The 23,297-nt window shown below is 53.1% G+C and carries 20 protein-coding genes; 15 read left to right on the top strand and 5 right to left on the bottom strand.

Translation table 11 applies throughout. The features are described 5' to 3' along the window. The first annotated feature begins 81 nt into the window (after positions 1-81). Both HV237_RS13660 and HV237_RS13665 read left to right on the top strand, forming a co-directional pair. Positions 82-1,677: an acyl CoA:acetate/3-ketoacid CoA transferase gene (locus tag HV237_RS13660; protein ID WP_047358873.1), complete on the top strand. Its 1,596-nt coding sequence runs from the start codon at positions 82-84 to the stop codon at positions 1,675-1,677. Between the two features lie 13 nt (positions 1,678-1,690). Beyond that, positions 1,691-2,842: an acyl-CoA dehydrogenase gene (locus HV237_RS13665; RefSeq protein WP_003836610.1), complete on the top strand. Its 1,152-nt coding sequence runs from the start codon at positions 1,691-1,693 to the stop codon at positions 2,840-2,842. 54 nt (positions 2,843-2,896) lie between these two features. Here HV237_RS13665 and HV237_RS13670 read toward each other — a convergent pair whose 3' ends face one another. After that, positions 2,897-3,787 carry an AraC family transcriptional regulator gene (locus HV237_RS13670; protein ID WP_016156354.1) on the bottom strand — a complete coding sequence of 297 codons (891 nt, stop codon included), beginning with the start codon at positions 3,785-3,787 and terminating at the stop codon, positions 2,897-2,899. Positions 3,788-4,292: 505 nt separating this feature from the next. Here HV237_RS13670 and HV237_RS13675 point away from each other — a divergent pair. From HV237_RS13675 to fadK, 5 genes are all read left to right on the top strand, one after another. Beyond that, positions 4,293-5,057, top strand: coding sequence for an electron transfer flavoprotein (locus HV237_RS13675; RefSeq protein WP_047358874.1), 765 nt, complete (start codon positions 4,293-4,295; stop codon positions 5,055-5,057). Between the two features lie 21 nt (positions 5,058-5,078). After that, on the top strand, positions 5,079-6,014 hold the full coding sequence (locus HV237_RS13680; RefSeq protein ID WP_046275856.1) for an electron transfer flavoprotein subunit alpha: 936 nt from the start codon (positions 5,079-5,081) through the stop codon (positions 6,012-6,014). Positions 6,015-6,067: 53 nt separating this feature from the next. After that, positions 6,068-7,357 (top strand): FAD-dependent oxidoreductase, encoded by a 1,290-nt coding sequence (locus tag HV237_RS13685; protein ID WP_181541560.1) that lies wholly within the window; start codon positions 6,068-6,070, stop codon positions 7,355-7,357. After that, complete coding sequence (locus HV237_RS13690) at positions 7,354-7,647, top strand: ferredoxin (protein WP_016152887.1); 294 nt, start codon at positions 7,354-7,356, stop codon at positions 7,645-7,647. The genes HV237_RS13685 and HV237_RS13690 overlap by 4 nt, the downstream gene beginning before the upstream one ends. Positions 7,648-7,729: 82 nt before the next feature. Beyond that, positions 7,730-9,376 carry a medium-chain fatty-acid--CoA ligase gene (gene fadK, locus HV237_RS13695; protein WP_047358876.1) on the top strand — a complete coding sequence of 549 codons (1,647 nt, stop codon included), beginning with the start codon at positions 7,730-7,732 and terminating at the stop codon, positions 9,374-9,376. 94 nt (positions 9,377-9,470) lie between these two features. Here the strand turns inward: fadK and ppsA are convergent, their stop codons facing one another. Continuing rightward, the gene (gene ppsA / locus HV237_RS13700) at positions 9,471-11,849 is read right to left on the bottom strand and encodes a phosphoenolpyruvate synthase (protein ID WP_016152885.1); all 2,379 of its coding nucleotides are present in this window, start codon (positions 11,847-11,849) and stop codon (positions 9,471-9,473) included. Between the two features lie 328 nt (positions 11,850-12,177). On the opposite strand from ppsA, the gene ppsR reads away from it, so the two are divergent. The 8 genes from ppsR (at position 12,178) to HV237_RS13740 (ending at position 20,260) form a co-directional block, all read left to right on the top strand. Next, positions 12,178-13,011 carry a posphoenolpyruvate synthetase regulatory kinase/phosphorylase PpsR gene (ppsR, locus tag HV237_RS13705; RefSeq protein ID WP_016152884.1) on the top strand — a complete coding sequence of 278 codons (834 nt, stop codon included), beginning with the start codon at positions 12,178-12,180 and terminating at the stop codon, positions 13,009-13,011. Between the two features lie 126 nt (positions 13,012-13,137). Then, complete coding sequence (gene aroH, locus HV237_RS13710) at positions 13,138-14,184, top strand: 3-deoxy-7-phosphoheptulonate synthase AroH (protein WP_016152883.1); 1,047 nt, start codon at positions 13,138-13,140, stop codon at positions 14,182-14,184. Positions 14,185-14,308: 124 nt separating this feature from the next. Next, positions 14,309-14,539, top strand: a complete 231-nt coding sequence (gene hemP / locus HV237_RS13715; RefSeq protein WP_072034386.1) for a hemin uptake protein HemP — start codon at positions 14,309-14,311, stop codon at positions 14,537-14,539. A 74-nt stretch (positions 14,540-14,613) separates the two neighbouring features. Further along, positions 14,614-16,599 carry a TonB-dependent hemoglobin/transferrin/lactoferrin family receptor gene (locus HV237_RS13720; protein WP_019076664.1) on the top strand — a complete coding sequence of 662 codons (1,986 nt, stop codon included), beginning with the start codon at positions 14,614-14,616 and terminating at the stop codon, positions 16,597-16,599. Between the two features lie 47 nt (positions 16,600-16,646). Next, entirely contained in the window at positions 16,647-17,678 is a 1,032-nt protein-coding gene (chuS, locus tag HV237_RS13725; RefSeq protein WP_016152880.1) for a hematinate-forming heme oxygenase ChuS, read from the top strand. Next, complete coding sequence (locus tag HV237_RS13730) at positions 17,675-18,496, top strand: hemin ABC transporter substrate-binding protein (protein ID WP_047358877.1); 822 nt, start codon at positions 17,675-17,677, stop codon at positions 18,494-18,496. Before chuS ends, HV237_RS13730 begins: the two co-directional genes overlap by 4 nt. After that, entirely contained in the window at positions 18,496-19,488 is a 993-nt protein-coding gene (locus tag HV237_RS13735) for an iron ABC transporter permease (RefSeq protein WP_032947022.1), read from the top strand. Before HV237_RS13730 ends, HV237_RS13735 begins: the two co-directional genes overlap by 1 nt. After that, complete coding sequence (locus HV237_RS13740; protein ID WP_047358878.1) at positions 19,481-20,260, top strand: heme ABC transporter ATP-binding protein; 780 nt, start codon at positions 19,481-19,483, stop codon at positions 20,258-20,260. Before HV237_RS13735 ends, HV237_RS13740 begins: the two co-directional genes overlap by 8 nt. On the opposite strand, the gene selO is transcribed toward HV237_RS13740, so the two are convergent. From selO to HV237_RS13755, 3 genes are all read right to left on the bottom strand, one after another. Beyond that, positions 20,257-21,699 carry a protein adenylyltransferase SelO gene (selO, locus tag HV237_RS13745; RefSeq protein WP_047358879.1) on the bottom strand — a complete coding sequence of 481 codons (1,443 nt, stop codon included), beginning with the start codon at positions 21,697-21,699 and terminating at the stop codon, positions 20,257-20,259. The two genes, HV237_RS13740 and selO, sit on opposite strands and share 4 nt — an antisense overlap. 61 nt (positions 21,700-21,760) lie before the next feature. Then, positions 21,761-22,474, bottom strand: coding sequence for an EAL domain-containing protein (locus tag HV237_RS13750; protein WP_047358880.1), 714 nt, complete (start codon positions 22,472-22,474; stop codon positions 21,761-21,763). A gap of 319 nt (positions 22,475-22,793) precedes the next feature. Continuing rightward, positions 22,794-23,258 (bottom strand): NlpC/P60 family protein, encoded by a 465-nt coding sequence (locus HV237_RS13755; protein ID WP_003832591.1) that lies wholly within the window; start codon positions 23,256-23,258, stop codon positions 22,794-22,796. Between the last annotated feature and the right edge of the window lie 39 nt (positions 23,259-23,297).

Raw genomic sequence — 23,297 nt, forward strand, 5'->3', positions numbered from 1 at the left:
GGCCGGACATTATTAAATAACTCACATTATTATTGTCGAATATAGCGACAGGTAGTCGCACGCATATAATCTGGAGTTCACATGAAATTATCAAGACCAAAACGCATTGATGGTCGGGTCCCCGTATTATCCGCAGTGGATGCCATTAATTATATTCCTGATGAGGCAACGCTCTGTGTATTAGGCGCAGGCGGCGGTATTCTCGAAGCAACAACATTAATTAACGCGCTGGCTGAAAAATATAAAAACTCACACTCTCCCCGAAACTTATCATTGATTAGCCCAACGGGATTAGGTGACCGTGCTGACCGTGGAATTAGCCCGTTAGCACAAGAAGGTTTAGTCAAATGGGCATTATGCGGCCACTGGGGACAATCACCACGAATTTCCGACCTCGCTGAGCAGAATAAAATTGCCGCCTATAACTATCCTCAGGGCGTATTAACCCAGACCCTGCGTGCCTCGGCAGCCCACCAGCCGGGTATTCTGAGTGAGATCGGTATCGGAACATTTGTCGATCCCCGCCAACAGGGCGGAAAGCTGAATGAAGTGACCACCGAAGATCTGATCAAGCTGGTGGAAATTGATAACAAAGAGTACCTCTATTACAAAGCCATTGCGCCAAACATCGCCTTTATTCGCGCCACCACCTGCGACAGCGAAGGTTACGCCACGTTTGAAGATGAAGTTATGTATCTCGACGCGCTGGTGATTGCTCAGGCCGTTCACAACAACGGCGGTATCGTCATGATGCAGGTGCAAAAAATGGTGAAGAAAGCCACACTGCACCCAAAAGCCGTGCGTATTCCGGGCTATCTGGTCGATATTGTGGTCATCGATCCCGATCAAACTCAATTGTACGGCGGTGCGCCGGTTAACCGCTTTATCTCGGGCGATTTTGTCCTTGATGACAGCCAGCAGACTGCCCTGCCGCTCAATCAGCGTAAACTGGTGGCCCGACGCGCCCTGTTCGAAATGCGTAAAGGCGCGGTCGGCAACGTTGGCGTGGGTATCGCCGATGGTATTGGTCTCGTTGCTCGCGAAGAAGGCTGCGCTGACGACTTTATTCTGACGGTCGAGACCGGCCCGATTGGCGGAATTACCTCCCAGGGCATCGCTTTTGGCGCCAACGTCAACACCCGCGCGATTCTGGATATGACCTCCCAGTTTGACTTCTACCACGGCGGTGGGCTGGATGTATGCTATTTAAGCTTCGCCGAAGTGGATCGCCACGGCAACGTCGGCGTACATAAATTCAATGGCAAAATTATGGGGACCGGCGGTTTTATCGATATTAGCGCCACCTCGAAGAAAATAATATTTTGCGGCACCTTAACTGCCGGAAGCCTGAAAACGGAAGTTGCCAATGGCAAATTAAATATCGTGCAGGAAGGCCGGGTGAAAAAATTCGTCAACGAATTACCTGAAGTCACTTTCAGCGGAAAAATTGCACTCGAGCGCGGACTGGATGTGCGTTACATCACCGAGCGTGCTGTATTTACGTTAAAAGAAGATGGTCTTCATTTAGTCGAAATTGCGCCAGGAGTCTCTTTGCAGGAAGACATTCTGGACAAAATGGATTTCCCTCCGGTTATTTCTCCGGAACTGAAACTGATGGACGAAAGATTATTTATCGATGCTTCGATGGGTTTTATATTGCCCGATGCCGCCAATTAAAAGGAGTACCCTGATGGATTTTTCATTAACTGAAGAACAAGAGCTGCTGCTTGCCAGCATTCGCGAACTGATTACCAGCAATTTCCCGGAGGAATATTTCCGTACCTGCGATCAGACGGCTACCTATCCGAAAGAGTTTATGCGCGCCCTTGCGGACAACGGTATTTCAATGCTGGGCGTTCCGGAAGAGTTCGGCGGTATCCCGGCAGATTACGTCACGCAGATGCTGGCACTGATGGAAGTTTCCAAATGCGGCGCACCCGCTTTTTTAATCACGAACGGTCAGTGTATTCACAGTATGCGTCGTTTTGGATCCGCCGAGCAGTTACGTAAAACGGCAGAAAGCACCATGGAAACGGGCGATCCGGCTTATGCGCTGGCATTAACCGAACCGGGAGCAGGTTCAGACAATAACAGCGCTACCACCAGCTACACCCGCAAGAACGGCAAGGTATATCTCAACGGGCAAAAAACCTTTATCACCGGCGCTAAAGAGTATCCTTATATGCTGGTACTGGCTCGCGATCCGGAGCCGAAAGATCCGAAGAAAGCCTTTACGCTGTGGTGGGTGGATTCGAAGAAACCCGGCATTAAGGTTAATCCGCTGCATAAAATCGGCTGGCACATGCTCAGCACCTGCGAAGTCTATCTTGATGATGTTGAAGTAGACGAAAGCGATATGGTTGGCGAAGAAGGCATGGGGTTCCTCAACGTCATGTACAACTTTGAGATGGAACGGCTGATCAACGCCGCGCGTAGTACCGGTTTCGCCGAGTGCGCCTTCGAAGATGCCGCTCGTTATGCTAACCAGCGTATCGCATTTGGTAAACCGATTGGCCATAACCAGATGATCCAGGAAAAACTGGCGCTGATGGCGATTAAAATTGAAAACATGCGCAATATGGTGTTGAAAGTGGCCTGGCAGGCCGATCAGGAACAGTCGCTGCGGACCAGCGCGGCGTTGGCAAAACTGTATTGCGCCCGCACGGCAATGGAAGTGATTGATGACGCCATTCAGATCATGGGCGGGCTGGGTTACACCGATGAAGCGCGCGTTTCCCGATTCTGGCGCGATGTTCGCTGCGAGCGCATTGGCGGCGGCACCGACGAAATTATGATTTACGTCGCCGGACGCCAAATCCTGAAAGATTACCAGAATAAGTAAGCGGTAATTCGTGCCGGATAGCGCACAAGCGTTTTCCGGCACGATCCAGGATAATCAGACCTCTGGGATCAAGCATTCCTGCTCAACCAGATTATTTTTAAACTGCTTGCGATAATCACTGGGGGTACAACCCACATGCCGCTGAAAGAGTTTGGCAAAGTGATCGACATTTTCATACCCTACCCGCCAGGAGATTTCCGCTAACGAAGCTTCCGTATTCGTCAGGGCAAATTTCGCCTCAGTCATTCGTCGCTGAATCACATAATTGATCGGCGAAATTCGATACTCCTTAGTAAATTCATGGCAGATATAACTCACGCTGGCCCGGAATTTTTTGGATAACTGATCGAGAGTAATTTTTTCACGGAAGTTATTATTTAAATAAACCAGCACATCTTTAATTAAGACATCTTTTTTAATATAACCTTGCTCAGAACGATAGGCATTTTTAAAGTTTTCGTAAAATAAAACGGTTAAAGCATAAGCAAAAGCGTCGTAGGCTGAAGATGTCAGGTTATTTTTGCTCTGAGGGAGCATAACCCCCAACTCATTAAAGATACTCTTAATAACCTCCTTCCCCTGAGTAACGCTAATCACCGGACACGAGTGCATCTGCAATAGCTGATTATCCTGCCAGCCGTTGAAACGAAACCCGTAGAGCGCGCAGGTGTAAGTCGTTGCAGGCGCGCTACTATCCGAAGCAACCGCATGGAGTCGCCCTTGCTCTATCACCACGATATCCCCGGCATGCGCGACATACAGCGACGAATCGATAATTAATCTTGCGACCCCTTTTTTGACATAAATAAGCTCTGTTTCATTATCGTGAACGTGATGACCCGACTCCCAGTTAGGGTCATCACTGATGACGAATCGCGAGAATCTCGGGGTTTTTCCCTGTTCAAAAAGGGTCTCCACGGCATTATCAAAGCAGCGTTGATACATGACAACCTCCACCTAAAGGCAGCAATTTTGGGATTATTAATATCAGAAAATAAAAACGATAATGACGTTATACAACGTTATTCCTTCCCGGCGAAACAAAATTATTTGCGCCGTCTGCAAGATGACACCTTTTGCTTTGGTACATTGCTGCCATTGATTATTTGCGTTTTATAATAATCAAAAAGAATAAATGTTATTAAGTCTGCATTAATAATTTACATATAAGAAACAAATTCAGTGCAGAGGCGATTAAAAACATGACGCATTTCGCAATTATTTTCACTGTCTTTGTGTTCCCGTTTTTTCCTCTGGGACGCACCGTCTGATTATTGCTGATAAACCAGGCATTCCCGGGACGTTTTTTTTGCAAGATTGTTGGCAATGAAAACAGATTTCCCCGTCGAAAACAGCCCTCCCTCTGTCGCACACTATTTTCAGTCAATTTTCCCTACTGTCGATAATGACGCACCACGTCATCATCCACACGAGAATCACTGGAGATGCCATGAAAATAATAACCTGCTTTAAGTTGGTGCCTGAAGAACAGGACATTGTTGTTACCCCACAGCGCTCGCTTAACTTTGACCGGGCCGATGCCAAAATCAGCCAGTTTGACTTAAATGCGATAGAGGCCGCAGCGCAGCTTAGCGCGGAGGGTGATGAAATCGTCGCCTTAACGGTGGGCGGGTCGCTACTACAAAACTCCAAAGTGCGTAAAGACGTGCTGTCCCGCGGGCCGGACAGTTTGTATATGGTGCAGGATGCACAACTGGAGCATTCATTACCCCGGGATACCGCTCAGGCGCTGGCCTGTGCGGCCAACAATATGGATTTCGACCTGATGCTGTTCGGTGAAGGATCGGGGGATATCTACGCGCAGCAGGTCGGCTTACTGGTTGGCGAACTATTACAGCTCCCGGTGATTAATGCCGTCAGCAGCATCCAACGTAACGGCGATCGCCTTGTGGTTGAGCGCACGCTTGAAGATGAAGTCGAAGTAATTGATCTGCCGCTCCCCGCCGTACTGTGCGTGACGTCGGATATCAACACACCGCGTATTCCCTCGATGAAGGCGATTCTGGGCGCGGGTAAAAAACCGGTCACCCCGTGGCAAGCCAGCGATATTGGTTGGATACCTGCATCACCGTTAGCGGAACTGGTGAGCCTTACCGTGCCGCCGCAAACAGAACGTCAGCACATCATTCTGGAAAATGACTCAGCAGAAGCCATTGCCGAACTGGCTGAACACCTGAAAAAAGCCCTGAACTAAGCCCAACGGAGAGAAATCATCATGAGTAAATTAGCCAACGTCTGGGTGTTCAGCGATAACGTAGAACGCTATGCAGAATTAATGGCCGGCGCTCGCCTGTGGGGTGAGCAGGTACACCTTATCGTACAAGGCAGCGACCAGGCCAATCAGTTGCAAGCCCTGGGCGCCGATAAGATAGTCGTGCTCGAAGCAACCTCCGGTTTACAGCGTGTTGAAAATTACGCTGAGACCATCGCCGCCCTGATGCAGGAACACGCCGGGCTGCTGCTGATGTCCGCGACTAAACGAGCCAAATCCCTTGGCGCACGCTTAAGCATTCAGCTCAACGCAGCGATGGTGAACGACGCCACATCGGTAACGCTGGATGCAGGCATTTTGTTCGCCGAACACCGGATGTATGGTGGTCTGGCATTTGGCAAAGAAAAAATCAAAAGTACGCTGGCGATTATCACGCTTGCTCCAGGCCAGCTTGAACCGGTCGCGGAAAACGCCTCACACAACTGCCCGGTTGTCTCAGCAACGTACATCGCGCCGCACCATGAAGTGATGTGCCTGGAGCGTCGCGCCAAATCCGTGAGCAGCGTGGATCTCAGCAAAGCCAAGCGCGTGGTGGGTGTGGGTCGCGGCCTGGTGGCGCAAAACGATCTGGAAATGGTGCGCCAACTGGCATCGGTGCTGGGTGCTGAAGTGGGTTGTTCACGACCGATTGCCGAAGGCGAAAACTGGATGGAACGCGAACGCTACATTGGCGTTTCTGGCGTGTTATTGAAATCAGACCTGTATCTCACGCTGGGCATCTCAGGACAAATTCAGCATATGGTCGGCGGTAACGGCGCGAAAGTCATTGTCGCCATCAACAAAGATAAAAAAGCCCCTATTTTCAATTACGCCGATTACGGTCTGGTGGGCGACATCTACAAAGTGGTTCCGGCCCTTATCGACCATCTCAGCCGCTAATCCCGTTAACGCACATCTCCCGCTGCCCTCGCGGCGGGAAAGGAGCATAAAGCATGTCAGATGAAAAATTTGATGCCATTGTGGTCGGTGCTGGTGTAGCGGGTACAATGGCAGGCTACGTTATGGCCCGGGCCGGACTGGACGTACTGGTCATTGAGCGCGGCAACAGTGCGGGCAGTAAAAATATGACCGGCGGGAGACTCTACGCGCATAGCCTTGAGCGCATCATGCCCGGATTCGCGCAGGAAGCGCCTCTCGAACGTAAAGTCACCCGCGAAAAAATCTCCTTCCTGACCGAAGAGAGCGCCGTTACCCTCGACTTCCATCGTGAAAAAGACAACGCGCCAGCGCAGGACTCTTATACCGTTTTGCGCAACCGGCTTGACCCATGGCTAATGGAAAAAGCGGAACAGGCTGGCGTGCAGTTCATCCCCGGCGTGCGCGTCGACGCGCTAATTCGCAAAGGCAATAAGGTCACCGGAGTGCAAGCCGGGGACGATATCCTCGAAGCCAATATTGTCATCCTTGCCGATGGCGTTAATTCTATGCTGGGACGGTCGCTGGGGATGGTTCCCCCCTCTTCTGCGCAGCACTATGCCGTTGGCGTAAAAGAGCTGATCGGCTTACCGTCAGCGGTGATTGCGGATCGGTTCAATCTGTCAGGCAACGAAGGTGCAGCCTGGCTGTTCGCAGGCTCACCGTCTGATGGGCTCATGGGAGGCGGATTTCTGTATACCAACCAGGATTCCATCTCTCTGGGCCTGGTGTGTGGTCTGGGGGATATTGCCCATGCCACGAAAAGCATTCCGCAAATGCTGGAAGACTTTAAGCGACACCCGACTATTCGTCCGCTGATTGCCGGCGGTGAACTGCTGGAATATTCCGCACATATGGTACCGGAAGGCGGTCTGGCAATGGTTCCGAAACTGGTTGATGACGGGGTAATGATCGTCGGCGATGCCGCTGGTTTCTGTCTGAATCTGGGTTATACCGTGCGCGGTATGGATTTGGCGATAGCTTCCGCAGAAACCGCCGCCCAAACAGCCATTGCAGCAAAAGAGCGCCAGGATTACTCGGCCAGTGGCCTGATGGATTACAAACGCGCCCTCGAACAGGGCTGTGTGATGCGTGATTTGCAGCATTTTCGCAAGATCCCGGCGCTGATGGAAAACCCGCGCCTGTTCACCCAGTATCCCCGCATGGTGGCCGATATCATGAACGATATGTTTACCGTTGACGGAAGCCCAAATCAGCCCGTTCGCAAGATGATCATGTCCCATGCCAGGCAGATTGGGCTGATGAACTTACTGAAAGACGGCATCAAGGGGGCCACCGCACTATGAATCAGGACACTAACGTTAACGTCGACGTCAAACTGGGCGTCAATAAATTTAATGTTGATGAAGGCCACCCACACATCATTCTGGCTGAACATCCCGACCTTAATGAATTTCGCAAGTTGCTGAAAGCCTGCCCCGCCGGACTGTATAAACAGGATGAGAGTGGAAATATTCATTTTGATTCCGCAGGCTGCCTGGAGTGCGGCACCTGCCGGGTGCTGTGCGGTGACACGATCCTCACACAATGGGAATACCCGCTCGGAACATTTGGCGTTGATTTCCGCTACGGCTAATGGATTTTGCATGTTGTACGCCGGATTGGCCGCGCCGGCCATCCGGTCAGATGTATGCCGAAATAATCCTGGGAATAACTTCATGAGTATCACACTTACGTTTAACGCCGAACGTCGCCAGGCCTGGCGACAACTGGGTTTATGGGGAGATGCTTCGCTTGGCGATTACTGGCACCAAACCGCCAGAGCCATGCCGGATAAAATCGCCGTGGTTGATAATCATGGCGCTTCATATACCTACGCTGCACTCGACGATGCTGCCAGCAGTCTGGCAACCTGGTTTGTAGCCTGCGGGATCCAACCCGGCGATCGCATTGCCTTTCAGTTGCCTGGCTGGTGCGAGTTCACCATTATCTATCTGGCCTGCCTGAAAACCGGGGCCGTTTCCGTACCACTGCTGCCTGCCTGGCGCGAAGCGGAACTGGTGTGGGTACTGAACAAATGTAAAGCGAAGATTTTTTTCGCTCCGACGTTGTTTAAACAGACCCGACCGGTTGATCTGATCCTCCCCTTGCAAAACCAGTTGCCGCATCTGCAACAGATTGTCGCCGTAGATAAACTGGCACCGGCCACCGCCTCGCTGGCATTCAGCCAACTGCTTCAGGCTCCGCCATTAACCCAGGTTATTAACGTTCACGCCGATGAACTGGCTGCCGTGCTGTTTACCTCCGGGACCGAGGGAATGCCGAAAGGCGTAATGTTAACCCACAACAATATCCTTGCCAGCGAACGCGCCTACAGTGCCCGTCTCAATCTCACCTGGCAGGATGTGTTTTTGATGCCCGCCCCACTGGGACACGCTACCGGTTTTTTGCATGGCGTTACCGCGCCGTTTTTAATCGGCGCACGCAGCGTATTGTTGGATATATTCACCCCAACCGCCTGTCTTGAACTGCTCGAGCAACAACGCTGTACCTGCGTGCTCGGTGCAACCCCCTTCGTCTACGACATGTTGTGTAGTCTGGAAAAACGGCCCAGTGATCTCACATCACTACGTTTTTTCTTATGCGGTGGCACCACCATTCCGCAAAAAATTGCCCGTGACTGCCAACAGCGCGGCATTAAATTGTTAAGCATCTATGGTTCGACGGAGAGCTCGCCGCATGCGCTGGTCAATCTCGACGATTCACTTTCACGCATAATGAATACCGATGGATATGCCGCCGCAGGCGTGGAAATTAAAGTCGTCGATGAAGCGCGCAATACGTTGCCTGCAGGGTGCGAAGGTGAAGAGGCGTCGCGTGGCCCCAATGTTTTTATGGGCTACCTCGATGAACCTGAACTGACCGCCTGCGCGCTGGACAAAGATGGCTGGTATTACAGTGGCGACTTATGCCGCATGGACGAAGCGGGATACATCAAAATTACCGGGCGTAAAAAAGATATTATTGTGCGCGGCGGGGAAAACATCAGCAGCCGCGAAGTGGAGGATATTTTATTGCAGCATCCGCGCATTCATGATGCCTGCGTTGTCGCGATGCCAGACGATCGGTTAGGTGAACGATCGTGCGCTTATGTGGTACTGAAACCGCCGCATCATTCGCTGTCGCTGGAATCAGTGGTGGCCTTTTTTAGTCGCAAACGGGTGGCAAAGTATAAATATCCGGAACACATCGTCATTGTCGAAACGTTACCGCGCACGGCGTCCGGCAAGGTACAAAAATACCAGTTGCGTCAGGATATCATTCAGCGTTTAAGCGTGGAGAGTGTGGAAAGCGTTGAAGGGTAAAGTACCAGATAGCGATGCTAAACCTCTAATCCGGCCTACGTTGCATACTAACCGTAGGCCGGATAAGGCATTTACACTACCATCCGGCATGATGTTACTTCTTCAGTTCAGCCAGGCTCAGCCAGGTCTGCACGACGGTGTCCGGGTTCAGCGACAGACTGTCGATCCCCTCTTCCATCAGCCAGGCAGCGAAGTCTTCGTGATCGGATGGACCCTGACCGCAAATACCCACGTATTTGCCCTGTTTCTTGGCTGCACGAATCGCCATCGACAGCAGCGCTTTCACCGCGTCGTTACGCTCGTCAAACAGTTCAGAAACCACACCAGAGTCACGGTCCAGTCCCAACGCCAGCTGCGTCATGTCGTTTGAACCGATGGAGAAACCGTCAAAGTACTCAAGGAACTGTTCGGCCAGCAAGGCGTTGGACGGGATCTCGCACATCATGATGATCTTCAGTCCGTTCTCACCGCGTTTCAGCCCCTGACGCGCCAGCTCTTCCACTACCGCTTTCGCCTGGGCAACGGTACGTACAAACGGTACCATCACTTCTACGTTAGTCAGGCCCATATCGTTACGGACACGTTTCACTGCGTCACATTCCAGCGCGAAACAGTCGCGGAAGCTATCAGCAATGTAACGGCCCGCCCCGCGGAAGCCCAGCATCGGGTTCTCTTCATGCGGCTCATAACGCTCACCGCCGACGAGGTTGGCATATTCGTTGGACTTAAAGTCTGACATACGCACGATAACGCGTTTTGGATAGAACGCCGCACCCAGCGTGGCGATCCCTTCCGTCAGACGACCAACGTAGAATTCACGCGGGGAATCAAAACCTTTCATCATGCCGCGGATTTCGTTTTGCAGCTCAGGCGTCTGGTCATCGAACTCCAGCAACGCACGCGGGTGTACGCCAATCATGCGGTTGATGATAAATTCCAGACGCGCCAGGCCGACACCTTCGTTTGGCAGACAGGCGAAGTCGAAAGCCCGGTCCGGGTTACCCACGTTCATCATCACCTTCAACGGCAGATCCGGCATGGTCTCCACGCTGGAACTCTTCACGCTGAAGTCGAGCATCTCAGCATAAACATAACCGGTATCACCCTCGGCGCAGGAGACTGTGACTTTCTCACCGTCCTTCATACGCTCGGTGGCATCACCACAGCCAACCACGGCCGGGATCCCCAGTTCACGGGCAATGATCGCCGCGTGGCAGGTACGACCGCCACGGTTGGTGACAATCGCCGCCGCTTTCTTCATGATCGGTTCCCAGTCCGGGTCGGTCATGTCGGTAACCAGGACGTCGCCAGGTTCGATACGGTTCATTTCGCTGATGTCCTGAATGACTTTGACCGGACCCGCGCCAATGCGGTGACCGATAGCACGACCTTCAGCAATAATTTTACCCTGAGCATGCAGCGTATAACGCTCCATCACCTGGCCGCGCGAGCGCACAGTTTCCGGACGCGCCTGCACAATGAACAGTTTGCCGGTATGACCGTCTTTCGCCCATTCGATGTCCATCGGACGACCGTAGTGCTTCTCGATCTGTACCGCCTGCTTCGCCAGCTCCTGCACTTCTGCGTTGGTCAGGGAGAAAATGTCGCGCTGCTCCTGCGGTACATCTTCAATCGTCACCTGCTTGCCGTGTTCCTGGGTTGGCGCGTAGACCATACGGATTTTTTTCGAACCCATTGTGCGACGGACGATCGCCGGACGGTTTGCCGCCAGAGTCGGTTTGTGCACGTAGAATTCATCCGGGTTAACGGCACCCTGCACAACCATCTCGCCGAGGCCCCATGCGGAAGTGATGAACACCACCTGATCGAAACCGGATTCGGTATCGATGGAGAACATTACGCCGGAAGACGCGAGGTCTGAGCGCACCATCCGCTGAACGCCAGCAGAGAGCGCCACGCCACGATGGTCATAACCCTGGTGAACGCGATAAGAGATTGCTCGGTCGTTAAACAGCGAGGCAAAGACGTGTTTGATAGCAACCAGTACGGCATCAAATCCCTGGACGTTGAGGAAGGTTTCCTGCTGACCGGCAAATGACGCATCTGGCATATCTTCTGCGGTGGCGGAAGAGCGCACGGCAAAAGAGGCATGGGCATCGTCTGCTGACAGCTGCGCGTAGGCATCGCGGACGGCATTTTCCAGCTCCGGCTGGAAAGGAGTGTCGATAATCCACTGGCGGATCTGTGCGCCGGCTTTCGCAAGCTCGGTGACATCGTCAATATCCGTTTTATCCAGCAGCTCATAAATGCGCTGGTTTACACCGCTCTGGTCCAGAAACTGGTTAAACGCATCGGCGGTCGTTGCAAAACCATTCGGCACGGAAACACCCATACCGGAAAGGTTAGTAATCATTTCACCCAGGGAGGCATTTTTGCCCCCAACTCTGTCTACATCATTCATGCCGAGTTGGTTATACCAAAGCACCAGCGGTGACGAGCCATTGTTGGACATCGAACAATCCTTATATATGAACGAGGTTAGGAAACTCAATTTTGCGTAATTATCTTTGCATATTTACTTCAGCGAAAAAAACGGTGAATCGTTCAAGCAACTTTATTTTTTATTTTTTCAGATTGTTTCCGCATTTGCGCAAACCCGCGAGCCACAGGGGATCACCACAAAAACTACCGGTATAAACATTTGTTCCGAAAAATGAAATGTACTTTTCAGTAAATATAAAAATACCGTTTCATTTTACAAAATAGATGCAGCAATATTCGCTTCTGGCGAATTTTAATTTATGCTTTCAGAGAATTATGTCAGCCCCAGGATGAGCAAAATGGATAATGCTGTTGATCGTCACGTATTTTATATTTCTGATGGTACGGCCATCACCGCCGAGGTATTGGGCCACGCGGTAATGTCGCAATTTCCGGTTACGATCAGCAGCATTACGCTGCCGTTTGTAGAAAATGAGAGTCGTGCGCGAGCGGTTAAAGACCAGATTGACGCGATCTATCAACAAACTGGCGTGCGCCCTCTGGTGTTTTACTCTATCGTTTTGCCGGAAATTCGCTCGATCATTTTGCAAAGCGAAGGATTTTGTCAGGATATCGTGCAGGCGTTGGTTGCCCCACTGCAGCAAGAGATGAAGCTCGACCCTACGCCGATCGCCCATCGTACCCACGGCCTGAACCCCGGCAACCTTAACAAGTACGACGCGCGCATTGCCGCCATTGATTACACCCTCGCCCATGACGACGGTATTTCGTTGCGCAACCTCGATCAGGCGCAGGTGATCCTGCTTGGCGTTTCCCGTTGCGGTAAAACCCCGACCAGTTTGTATCTGGCCATGCAGTTTGGCATTCGCGCGGCCAACTACCCCTTTATTGCCGATGATATGGATAATCTGGTGCTGCCAGCGTCCCTGAAGCCGTTACAGCATAAATTGTTCGGCCTGACCATCGACCCTGAGCGCCTGGCGGCCATCCGCGAAGAGCGCCGGGAAAACAGCCGTTACGCCTCGATGCGCCAGTGCCGGATGGAGGTTGCTGAGGTGGAAGCGCTATACCGGAAAAACCAGATCCCATGGCTGAACAGTACCAATTATTCGGTAGAAGAGATTGCTACCAAGATCCTCGACATCATGGGGCTGAATCGCCGCATGTACTAGAATGCTAGTGCATTGGTTCGATTTTTTGTTATTATGCTCGCCACCAGGCAGGATGAGTATGATATTGTGATATACATCACTTCCCGGTAGTCCTGCCGTTGAAGCAACAAATTTCTGAGACAAGTAATGAACAGAACCGATGAACTCCGTACTGCGCGTATTGACAACCTGGTCACTCCAGCAGAGCTTGCGCAACGGCATCCTGTTTCGTCCTCCGTCGCCCGTCATGTTACGGACTCCCGACGCCGGATAGAAAAAATATTAAATGGTGAAGACGCTCGTTTACTGGTGATCGTAGGTCCCTGCTCGATTCACGATCTTGATGCCGCCATGGAATACGCGACGCGTTTACAGGCGCTGCGCGAAAAACATCAGGCGCGTCTGGAAATCGTGATGCGCACTTATTTTGAAAAACCGCGCACCGTAGTGGGCTGGAAAGGTTTAATTTCCGACCCGGATTTAAACGGCAGCTACCGCGTGAACCACGGCATTGAACTGGCGCGCAAACTGCTGTTGCAGGTCAATGAACTGGGCGTACCCACGGCAACAGAATTCCTCGACATGGTGACCGGTCAGTTTATTGCCGATTTAATCAGTTGGGGTGCCATTGGCGCACGCACCACCGAAAGCCAGATCCACCGTGAAATGGCCTCTGCGCTTTCCTGCCCGGTCGGCTTTAAAAACGGTACGGATGGCAATACGCGTATTGCCGTCGATGCGATTCGCGCCTCCCGTGCCAGCCACATGTTCCTCTCACCTGATAAAACCGGCCAGATGACCATTTATCAGACCAGCGGTAATCCTTACGGGCATATCATCATGCGCGGCGGTAAAAAGCCGAATTATTATGCTGAAGATATTGCCGCCGCCTGCGATACTCTGCACGAATTTTCCCTGCCTGAACATCTGGTGGTCGATTTTAGCCATGGCAATTGCCAGAAGCAGCATCGTCGTCAGTTGGACGTTTGTGATGATGTGTGCCAGCAAATTCGCAATGGTTCGACGGCGATTGCCGGGATTATGGCGGAGAGTTTCCTGCGTGAAGGTACGCAAAAAATCGTTAGCGGCCAGCCGCTGGTTTACGGCCAGTCCATTACCGACCCGTGCCTGAACTGGGAAGATACTGAACTACTGGTTGAAAAACTCGCCTCTGCGGTTGATAGCCGTTTTTAATGCTGTTCGCCGGGTAACATCACGTTGCCCGGTGCTAATCCTTTGTTTTCCCCCTCCTTATTGTACAAAATCTATTCTCGTCACAATTATTTCACAAAAAGGCTTGCCGCAATTTTGCAGTTTGATGATAATGATTATCATTGTTAAATTGATTGTTATTTTTAAACACTATTCACGTATGGATAACACAACAACGCCCGCAAAAGAAAAAACACCGCCTGCCGTCGCGCCAAACGAGCGCCGAATTGACAGTAAAAGTCTGCTGGGCAAAGAGGGGCGCGTGATCATAGAACACGATGGTCAGCTCTATCTGCTGCGCCAGACACAAGCCGGAAAACTCATTCTGACCAAATAAACACCACTTTTCGCCAGCCACCCAGGTAGTACCCAGGCAGCCAGCGCTTTTCGATTTCCTAATGGAGAGTTGCTATGCCACACCTGCACACTGCATCCCTGCGCCCTTCGCTCTTGGCGCTGGCGATTATCAGTAACCTGCCCGCCGTCGCGTATGCGGCGGTAGAAGATATGACCGTCACCGCCACCGGCAATGCCCGAAGTGCTTTTGAAGCACCGATGATGGTCAGCGTGATTGATGCCACCGCGCCGGAAAACCAGACCGCCAGCTCAGCAGCCGACCTGTTGCGTACGGTTCCGGGCCTGACCCTTGACGGCACCGGTCGCACTAACGGCCAGGACGTGAATCTGCGCGGCTACGATCGACGTGGCGTTCTGGTGCTGGTTGATGGCGTTCGTCAGGGAACCGACACCGGACACCTGAACAGTACCTTCCTCGATCCGGCGCTGATCAAACGCATCGAGGTCGTCCGTGGCCCTTCTGCTCTGCTGTACGGTAGTGGCGCGTTAGGTGGTGTGATCGCCTATGACACTGCGGATGCCAAAGATCTGCTGGAGGCCGGACAAAACAGCGGTTATCGCGTGTTCGGCACCGCGGCAACCGGCGATCATAGCCTCGGTATGGGCGCCAGCGCGTTTGGTCGCACCGATACGCTGGACGGACTGCTTGCCTGGTCCAGTCGCGATCGCGGTGATTTGCGCCAGAGCGACGGCACTACGGCGCCAAACGACGAAGCGATTAACAATATGCTGGCGAAAGGCAGCTGGAAAATTGACAGCGCCCAGACGCTGGCCGGCTCGCTGCGTTACTACAACAATGACGCCCGTGAACCTAAAAACCCGCAAACCAGCGCGGCGGATGCCACCAGCAACCCGATGACCGATCGCTCAACCATCCAGCGCGACGCGCAACTGACCTACTCGATTGCTCCAGCCGACAATGACTGGTTGAACGCGGATGCCCGCGTCTACTGGTCCGAAGCACGCATTAATGCGCAAAACACGGATAACACCGGCGAGTTTCGCAAACAAACCACCAAAGGCGGCAAAATCGACAACCGCAGCCGCCTGTTTACCGACTCTTTTGCATCTCATTTGCTGACCTACGGCGGGGAATACTATCGTCAGGAACAACAGCCAGGCGGCGCAACCACCGGTTTCCCGGAGGCAAAAATCGATTTCAGCTCCGGTTGGCTACAAGATGAAATCACCCTGCGCGACCTGCCGGTTACGCTGCTGGGCGGTACCCGTTATGACTCTTATCGCGGCAGCAGCGACGGCTATGAAGATGTCGATGCCGATAAATGGTCGTCCCGCGCCGGGCTCACCGTTGCGCCAACCGACTGGCTGATGCTGTTCGGATCATACGCTCAGGCCTTCCGTGCGCCGACCATGGGCGAGATGTATAACGATGCGAAACACTTCTCGATTGGCCGTTTTTACACCAACTACTGGGTCCCGAACCCTAACCTACGCCCGGAAACCAACGAAACGCAGGAATACGGATTTGGCCTGCGCTTTGACGATCTGTTGATGGCGAGCGATGCGCTCGAATTTAAAGCCAGCTATTTCGACACCAAAGCGAAAGATTACATCTCCACCAGCGTCGACTTTGCCGCCGCGACAACCATGTCCTATAACGTACCCAACGCCAAAATCTGGGGCTGGGACGTGATGGCGAAATATTCCGCCGATCTGTTCAGCCTCGACATGGCCTATAACCGTACGCGCGGCAAAGATACAGACACCGGCGAATACATTTCCAGCATTAACCCGGATACCGTCACCAGCAAACTGAACGTACCGGTTGCGCACAGCGGTTTCTCCGTTGGCTGGATAGGTACATTTGCTGACCGTTCAACGCATATCAGCAGCAGCTACACGAAACAGCCCGGTTATGCGGTAAACGATTTCTACGTGAGCTATCAGGGCCAACAAGCGCTGAAAGGCATGACCACCACGCTGGTACTGGGCAACGCCTTCGACAAAGAGTACTGGTCGCCGCAGGGCATTCCGCAGGATGGTCGTAATGGCAAAATTTTCGTGAGTTATCAGTGGTAATCACTTTTCCCCGGTTCGCCGGGGCAGCAATCTGGAAGGAAGAAACAATGAATCATTACACTCGCTGGCTGGAACTGAAGAAAGAAAATCCTGGCAAATACGCACGTGATATTGCGGGATTGATGAATATTAGCGAAGCCGAACTGACCTTCGCGCGCGTCGGTCATGACGCCTGGCGCTTACGTGGCGAAGTGCGTGAAATCCTCGGCGCACTGGAAGCCGTCGGCGAAACCAAATGTATATGCCGCAACGAATATGCGGTGCATGAGCAGGTTGGTGCGTTTACCAATCAGCACCTGAACGGTCATGCCGGACTGGTACTCAATCCGCGCGCCCTCGACCTGCGCCTGTTCCTCAATCAGTGGGCAAGCGTGTTCCATATCAGCGAAACAACCGCCCACGGTGAGCGTCAGAGCATTCAGTTCTTTGACCATCAGGGGGATGCGCTGCTGAAGGTCTATGCCACACAGAATACCCTCATTGAGGAATGGGCTGCGTTGCTGACCCGTTTCATCTTCGCTGAAAACCCGCCTCTGGCGCTGCAACCCGCCCCCCCTTCTGCTCCAGCCACCGTCACGGTCGATGCGCAGACCGTTGATCAAGAGTGGCGAGCCATGACCGATGTACACCAGTTCTTCGGTCTGCTGAAACGCCACGACCTCACCCGCCAACAGGCGTTTAACCTGGTGGGCGACGATCTGGCCTGTAAAGTCGCAAATAGCGCTCTGGCGCAGTTACTCGACACCGCGCGCCAGGATGGCAATGAAATTATGGTCTTTGTGGGTAATCGTGGCTGCGTACAGATTTTTACCGGTGTGATAGAAAAACTGGTGCCGATGAAAGGCTGGCTGAACATATTCAACCCGACATTTACCTTACACCTGCTGGAAGAGAGCGTGGCAGAAACATGGGTAACGCGCAAACCGACCGCCGATGGCCACGTCACCAGCCTGGAACTGTTTGCTGCCGACGGCACGCAAATCGCCCAGTTGTATGGTCAACGAACGGAAGGCGAACCGGAGCAGACGCAATGGCGCGCGCAAATTGACGCACTGACGCCGAAGGGGCTGGCCGCATGAAAAAACTGCTGGTCCTGATTGCGCTACTGCCCATCGTCGCGATGGCTGCGTCCAGGGAACGGGTTGTTGCTCTCGGTGGCGATGTCACCGAGATTGTATACGCACTGGGAGCACAGTCTTCCCTTGTGGCGCGAGACAGCACCAGCCAGTGGCCTGAAGCAGCAAACGCCCTACCTGATGTCGGTTATTTGCGCCAACTCAACGCCGAAGGGATCCTTGCCACCCGCCCTACGCTGGTCCTTGCCAGCGCGCAGGCGCAGCCCTCTCTGGCGCTAAAACAGCTCGAACAGAGCAACGTCAGGGTTGTGACGATCCCGGCAAGCAACGCGCTTAATGTGATTGATGAAAAAATTCGCGTCATCGCCGAAGCCACCCATAGGGAGGCCGATGGCGAAACGCTGCGCACCCGCTTACGTCAGGAACTGGCGGCGTTGCCGTCATCTGAACTTAACAAACGCGTGCTGTTTATTCTCAATCATGGCGGGATGACCGCGATGGCGGCGGGCCAGCAAACCGCAGCCGATGCGGCTATTCGTGCCGCCGGTTTGCGCAACGCAATGCAGGGTGTTAACCGCTATCAGCCGCTGTCGCAGGAAGGTGTCATTGCCAGCCAGCCCGATCTGGTGGTGATTTCACAGGACGGCGTTAAGGCGATGGGGGGCGAAGATAACCTGTGGGCGCTGCCGGGCCTGGCGCAGACGCCTGCCGGACGAAATAAACAGGTATTGCAGGTTGACGATATGGCGCTGCTCGGCTTAAGCGTACGCACCCCGCAGGCCATTTTGCAGCTTCGCGCTAAAGCAGAGCAATTGCCCTGATGTCGCGACGTATCCGTTGTTCTTTATGGACACTCGCACTCATGTTGGTCGTGATGACAATTATGGCTACCGGTTTTGGCGCGTTGCGCCTGCCGGTAAGTCTGCTGTGGCGTGATGGCGATGAGGCACTGCGTCAAATCTGGCTCACCATTCGCCTGCCCCGCGTCCTGCTGGCGCTGGTGATTGGCGGTTCTCTGGCGCTCGCGGGCTGCGTGATGCAGGGCCTGTTTCGCAACCCGCTTGCCGATCCGGGATTACTGGGGATAAGCAGCGGAGCCGCCTGCGCCGTCGCCCTGTGGGTAGTGCTGCCGGTCTCTTTGCCCGCGCTGTTGATGCTGTACGCCCCCATGCTGGCCGCTTTTCTCGGTGCGCTGGCGGCAACGGTGGTTATTTTTATCCTTAGCCAACAGCGCGACGCTTCACTCTCACGTCTGCTGTTGGTCGGTATTGCCATCAACGCGCTGTGCGGGGCGGCGGTTGGCGTTCTGTCGTGGGTCAGTAATGACGCGCAACTGCGCCAGCTGTCGCTATGGGGGATGGGCAGTCTGGGGGCCGCGCAATGGTCCACGCTGCTGGCTGTCACTTCATTGACTGTCCCGACGGTGCTGATCATCTGGCGTCTGGCACCGGCGCTGAACCTGCTGCAGTTAGGTGAGGAAGAGGCGCATTACCTCGGCGTAGATGTGCGTACCGTTCAGCGTGTTTTGCTACTTTGTAGCGCATTGCTGGTTGCCGCAGCCGTGGCGGTAAGCGGCGTAATAGGCTTCATCGGGCTGGTTATCCCGCATCTGATGCGCATGTGGCTCGGCTCAGACCATCGGGCCGTTATCCCAGGTTCCGTGCTGGCGGGCGCATTTTTATTGCTGATAGCCGACACGCTGGCCCGTACGGCGGTTGCGCCTGCGGAAATGCCGGTCGGTTTGCTAACCAGTCTTCTCGGCGCACCGTGGTTTTTATGGCTTATTTTTCGTCAGCGAGGACCGCATGGCTGAACATTTCATCGCTGAAGGGCTTCACTATCGCGTCGCGGGCAGAGCGGTGATTGACGACGTCACTCTTGCTCTCGAAAAAGGTGAACTGGTGGCGCTCATCGGCCCAAATGGTGCGGGGAAATCCACCCTGCTGCGCCTGCTGACCGGTTTTCTGAAACCGGCTACAGGGCGCTGCGTGCTGGCGGGTAAACCGCTGGATGAATGGCATACCCAGACACTGTCGCGGCATCGGGCGGTGATGCGCCAGCAAACACAACTGGGATTTGACTGGCCGGTAGAGGCCGTCATCGCGATGGGGCGTGCGCCCTGGACCCAGCGGTCGGAACCTCGACTTATCGCTCAGGTGATGGAAATGACCGGATGTACACCGCTGGCGGGCCGGCAATACGCTGCGCTTTCCGGCGGCGAACAACAGCGAGTACAGTTAGCCCGTGCACTGGCGCAACTTTGGTGCGACGGCGCGCCTCGCGGCTGGTTATTCCTTGATGAGCCGACCTCTGCGCTGGATCTTTACCACCAGCAGCATCTGTTGCGCTTGCTGAAGACGCTTACCGCTTCACAAGAGCTGCATGTGTGCATTGTGCTTCACGATCTGAATCTCGCCGCACTGTGGGCAGACAGAATAGTGTTGCTGCACAACGGCAGGCTGGTGTCGCAGGGAACGCCAGAGGCCGTGTTACAGGCCGATGACCTGAAGCGCTGGTATGGCGCGCAGGTACACGTTGGCCAGCATCCGGCCAACGGATCCCCGCAGGTGTTTCTGGCCCCTTAGCTTGAACAGCTCACTTCCAGCCGTTTGCCCCAGTCAGGTGGACGGCTGACATAGTCATCATCACGATCGACAAATGGGGTACGCAACGCTTCGTGTAACCGATGCAGCTCGGCGTAATCCCCCTGCTCTGCCTGATTAATCGCCCGTTGCGCCAACCAGTTACGTAATACCATCGCCGGATTAGCCGCCTTCATCTGCGTTTGTCTGACTGCGTCGGCAATGTTGTCTTGCTGCAGGCGTGAGCGATACCGCGTGAACCAATCGTCAAACGCTGCGCGATCGATAAACTCATCGCGCAGCGGGGATTGCGCGCTGTGTTGTTCCGTCTGACTGAGCATGCGAAACGTTCGCGTATAGTCGCTTCTTTCCCGCGCCATCAGGTTAAACAGTTCACTAAGCAGTTCGTTATCGTTTTTTTGCTCGCTAAAGAAGCCAAGCTTTTGTCGCATCCGCTGACCGTAGCGAGTTAACAGCGCCAGTTGATAACTGTCCAGCGCATCATTAAGCGCCTCGACCGGGATAAATGGCGACAGAGTTTGCGCCAGACGTTGCAGGTTCCAAAGCGCCGCGGCCGGTTGATTATCGAAACTGTATCGCCCCTGGTTGTCTGAGTGGTTGCAGATAAAATCGGGCACGTAGTCATCAAGAAAACCGAATGGGCCGTAATCCATCGTCAGTCCCAGAATCGACATGTTGTCCGTGTTCATGACACCATGCGCAAATCCCACCGCCTGCCAGTCCGCGATTAACGTCGCAGTACGCGTGACAACATCGTTAAACCACAACTGATACTTATCGGCTTCTTCCTGCCATTGCGGCCAATAATAGCGAATCGCAAAGTCAGCCAACTGGCGCACTTTTTCCGGCTCGCGGCGATAGTAAAAATGCTCAAAATGGCCAAAGCGCATATGGCTTTGCGCCACGCGAATGAGCATCGCCCCTGATTCTACCGTTTCGCGATACACCGGCGTGTCGCTGGTAACAATCGACAATGCCCGCGTAGTCGGTATTCCCAGGTAATGCATCGCTTCGCTGGCCAGGCTTTCGCGAATTGTCGAGCGCAGTACGGCGCGACCATCCCCCATACGGGAATAAGGCGTAAGTCCGGCGCCTTTCAGGTGCCAGTCACACGTTGAGCCGTCAGCGAGCTGTTGTTCGCCCAACAGGATCCCGCGTCCATCGCCAAGCTGGCCCGCCCAGACGCCAAACTGATGTCCGCTATAAACTTGCGCTAAAGGCGACATCCCGGGAAGCAACGATTCACCGCCCCAAACACCGGCTCCGGTCGGAATATCAAATAGCGTCTCTGGAATAGCTAATTGCTCCGCCAGCGCAGCGTTATGCCAGATCAGGCGCGCGTTTTTCAGGGGAGTGGGTGAAAGTGCTGTATAGGTTGCTGGTAATTCATCACGCCAGCGGGTGGTAAAAGACAGGGTCATAGGGCCTCCTGTCTCTAGTGTAGACTGTTAAAAGCCTGTTAAACACCAGCAAATATAAGGGTTATATCTTCGCGAGCGAAATTATCTGCGAGGGGGGCACAGCAGGCCACAGCGCGCCCTGCATGGCGCTGAATCCCAGAGGCAGTACGCGCGCTAACATCTCGGGTGTATCAATACCGCTAATGATAATTGACTCACTGCTGGGAAATAGCTGTGCCAGGATAGCCCGCATAAAGGGCTCAAACGAAATATGTGTAATCCTTTGTTGAACAAAGTTTTTATCGAGCACGACGCGTTTGAACAGCCCATCAAAAATTGCCCGATTTGATATGCCACCAGCACCATAGTTTGTCAGTACTAATGGAAATCGCGCCGCCAGTGCTGCCAGCGTTGGATTCGCTTTTCCATTATTTAACTCTGGATAGTTTTCATTAATAGCCAGTTCCAGAAATGACAATCGTTCAACTTGTGAAGCAAATTTAGCATCTGATAATAAAGTATTAGCAATTGCCGGCGTTAAATTAATCCAGGCAGAAACCTTTCGTTGAATAAAAAAATGTTGGCACGTTTCGATTAATTCAAGCTTTTCGGTAAATAAGCGACATTGCTCTTCGTCCGACATCCGAGGTAGGACCAGCTCGGTGGGTATACGCACATCCCCCTGCGCACTGGCAAAACTGGTAATGATATCTACGTATTCAAGATCGCCTTTTTCGTTTCTCGCAGGGAGAAAAGAGAACTCTGAATGGTAAAGAGTATCCATTGAAACAATCATCGTGCCAGCCCCTCTGCATAGGTGTTATCCGGCATCCTGTAGCAAAGGATGGAGAAATACGTTATTGCTGATGCAAGTAGAGGCCCTTTCATTTTTCCCTTTATAGCCAGTAAATCGAATCCCTTTTTTTTAGCTTATCCTGATTATAAGCGAATATCCAGCTTTGCACTTTTTAATATCTCGGAATAAATCATATTTTTAGCAAGATACGCTCTTAATGTTCAGGGGTATTGTCCGGCTGGCGGCAGAAATAAGAAGTTACTATCAAATGGAAATGTCGAGGCTGCTCAGCCGTAGGCAGCCTCGTGACTGATGAGGATTAAATACGTCGCGCCTGCCAAAAGTTTTTGCGCCAGTAAACGTTGTCCAGTGACGAGCGCATCACACCACGGCTGGTTGAGGCATGAATAAATTGATTATTGGTATCGTAAATTCCGACATGCAGACCGCTTTCCCCAGACCCGGTTTTAAAGAACACCAGATCGCCGGGCAGCAAATCATCTTTATCAATTTCGGTACCAATCTTTGATTGCGTGCGCGTATCACGCGGAAGTTGCAGATCGAATTTATCGCGCATTGTCATCAATACAAATCCAGAACAATCCACTCCGCTACGGCTCATGCCGCCATAACGATAGGGTGTGCCATGCCAGGTTTGTAGCTGGTCATTAAGCCCGGCGATAACGGCGATAGAATCCGACAAGCGGGCATTTGGCGCAGGAGCACGATGGCTGCTGCAGCCCGCCAAAAACAATGCTGTGATGAAAAGAAGCCAAAAGCGCATTCAGGACGAATCCTCTGAATTATATTTTTATGTCAATTT

The organism is Citrobacter sp. RHBSTW-00570, from assembly GCF_013739755.1.
GTDB classification, from domain to species: domain Bacteria; phylum Pseudomonadota; class Gammaproteobacteria; order Enterobacterales; family Enterobacteriaceae; genus Citrobacter; species Citrobacter braakii.

What these genes read in the sequence shown, in the direction of transcription:
- HV237_RS13660 (WP_047358873.1), top strand. Translation starts at nt 82, where the DNA reads ATGAAATTATCAAGACCAAAACGCATTGATGGTCGGGTCCCCGTATTA.
- HV237_RS13665 (WP_003836610.1), top strand. Translation starts at nt 1,691, where the DNA reads ATGGATTTTTCATTAACTGAAGAACAAGAGCTGCTGCTTGCCAGCATT.
- HV237_RS13670 (WP_016156354.1), bottom strand. Translation starts at nt 3,787, where the DNA reads ATGTATCAACGCTGCTTTGATAATGCCGTGGAGACCCTTTTTGAACAG.
- HV237_RS13675 (WP_047358874.1), top strand. Translation starts at nt 4,293, where the DNA reads ATGAAAATAATAACCTGCTTTAAGTTGGTGCCTGAAGAACAGGACATT.
- HV237_RS13680 (WP_046275856.1), top strand. Translation starts at nt 5,079, where the DNA reads ATGAGTAAATTAGCCAACGTCTGGGTGTTCAGCGATAACGTAGAACGC.
- HV237_RS13685 (WP_181541560.1), top strand. Translation starts at nt 6,068, where the DNA reads ATGTCAGATGAAAAATTTGATGCCATTGTGGTCGGTGCTGGTGTAGCG.
- HV237_RS13690 (WP_016152887.1), top strand. Translation starts at nt 7,354, where the DNA reads ATGAATCAGGACACTAACGTTAACGTCGACGTCAAACTGGGCGTCAAT.
- fadK (WP_047358876.1), top strand. Translation starts at nt 7,730, where the DNA reads ATGAGTATCACACTTACGTTTAACGCCGAACGTCGCCAGGCCTGGCGA.
- ppsA (WP_016152885.1), bottom strand. Translation starts at nt 11,849, where the DNA reads ATGTCCAACAATGGCTCGTCACCGCTGGTGCTTTGGTATAACCAACTC.
- ppsR (WP_016152884.1), top strand. Translation starts at nt 12,178, where the DNA reads ATGGATAATGCTGTTGATCGTCACGTATTTTATATTTCTGATGGTACG.
- aroH (WP_016152883.1), top strand. Translation starts at nt 13,138, where the DNA reads ATGAACAGAACCGATGAACTCCGTACTGCGCGTATTGACAACCTGGTC.
- hemP (WP_072034386.1), top strand. Translation starts at nt 14,309, where the DNA reads ATGATAATGATTATCATTGTTAAATTGATTGTTATTTTTAAACACTAT.
- HV237_RS13720 (WP_019076664.1), top strand. Translation starts at nt 14,614, where the DNA reads ATGCCACACCTGCACACTGCATCCCTGCGCCCTTCGCTCTTGGCGCTG.
- chuS (WP_016152880.1), top strand. Translation starts at nt 16,647, where the DNA reads ATGAATCATTACACTCGCTGGCTGGAACTGAAGAAAGAAAATCCTGGC.
- HV237_RS13730 (WP_047358877.1), top strand. Translation starts at nt 17,675, where the DNA reads ATGAAAAAACTGCTGGTCCTGATTGCGCTACTGCCCATCGTCGCGATG.
- HV237_RS13735 (WP_032947022.1), top strand. Translation starts at nt 18,496, where the DNA reads ATGTCGCGACGTATCCGTTGTTCTTTATGGACACTCGCACTCATGTTG.
- HV237_RS13740 (WP_047358878.1), top strand. Translation starts at nt 19,481, where the DNA reads ATGGCTGAACATTTCATCGCTGAAGGGCTTCACTATCGCGTCGCGGGC.
- selO (WP_047358879.1), bottom strand. Translation starts at nt 21,699, where the DNA reads ATGACCCTGTCTTTTACCACCCGCTGGCGTGATGAATTACCAGCAACC.
- HV237_RS13750 (WP_047358880.1), bottom strand. Translation starts at nt 22,474, where the DNA reads ATGATTGTTTCAATGGATACTCTTTACCATTCAGAGTTCTCTTTTCTC.
- HV237_RS13755 (WP_003832591.1), bottom strand. Translation starts at nt 23,258, where the DNA reads ATGCGCTTTTGGCTTCTTTTCATCACAGCATTGTTTTTGGCGGGCTGC.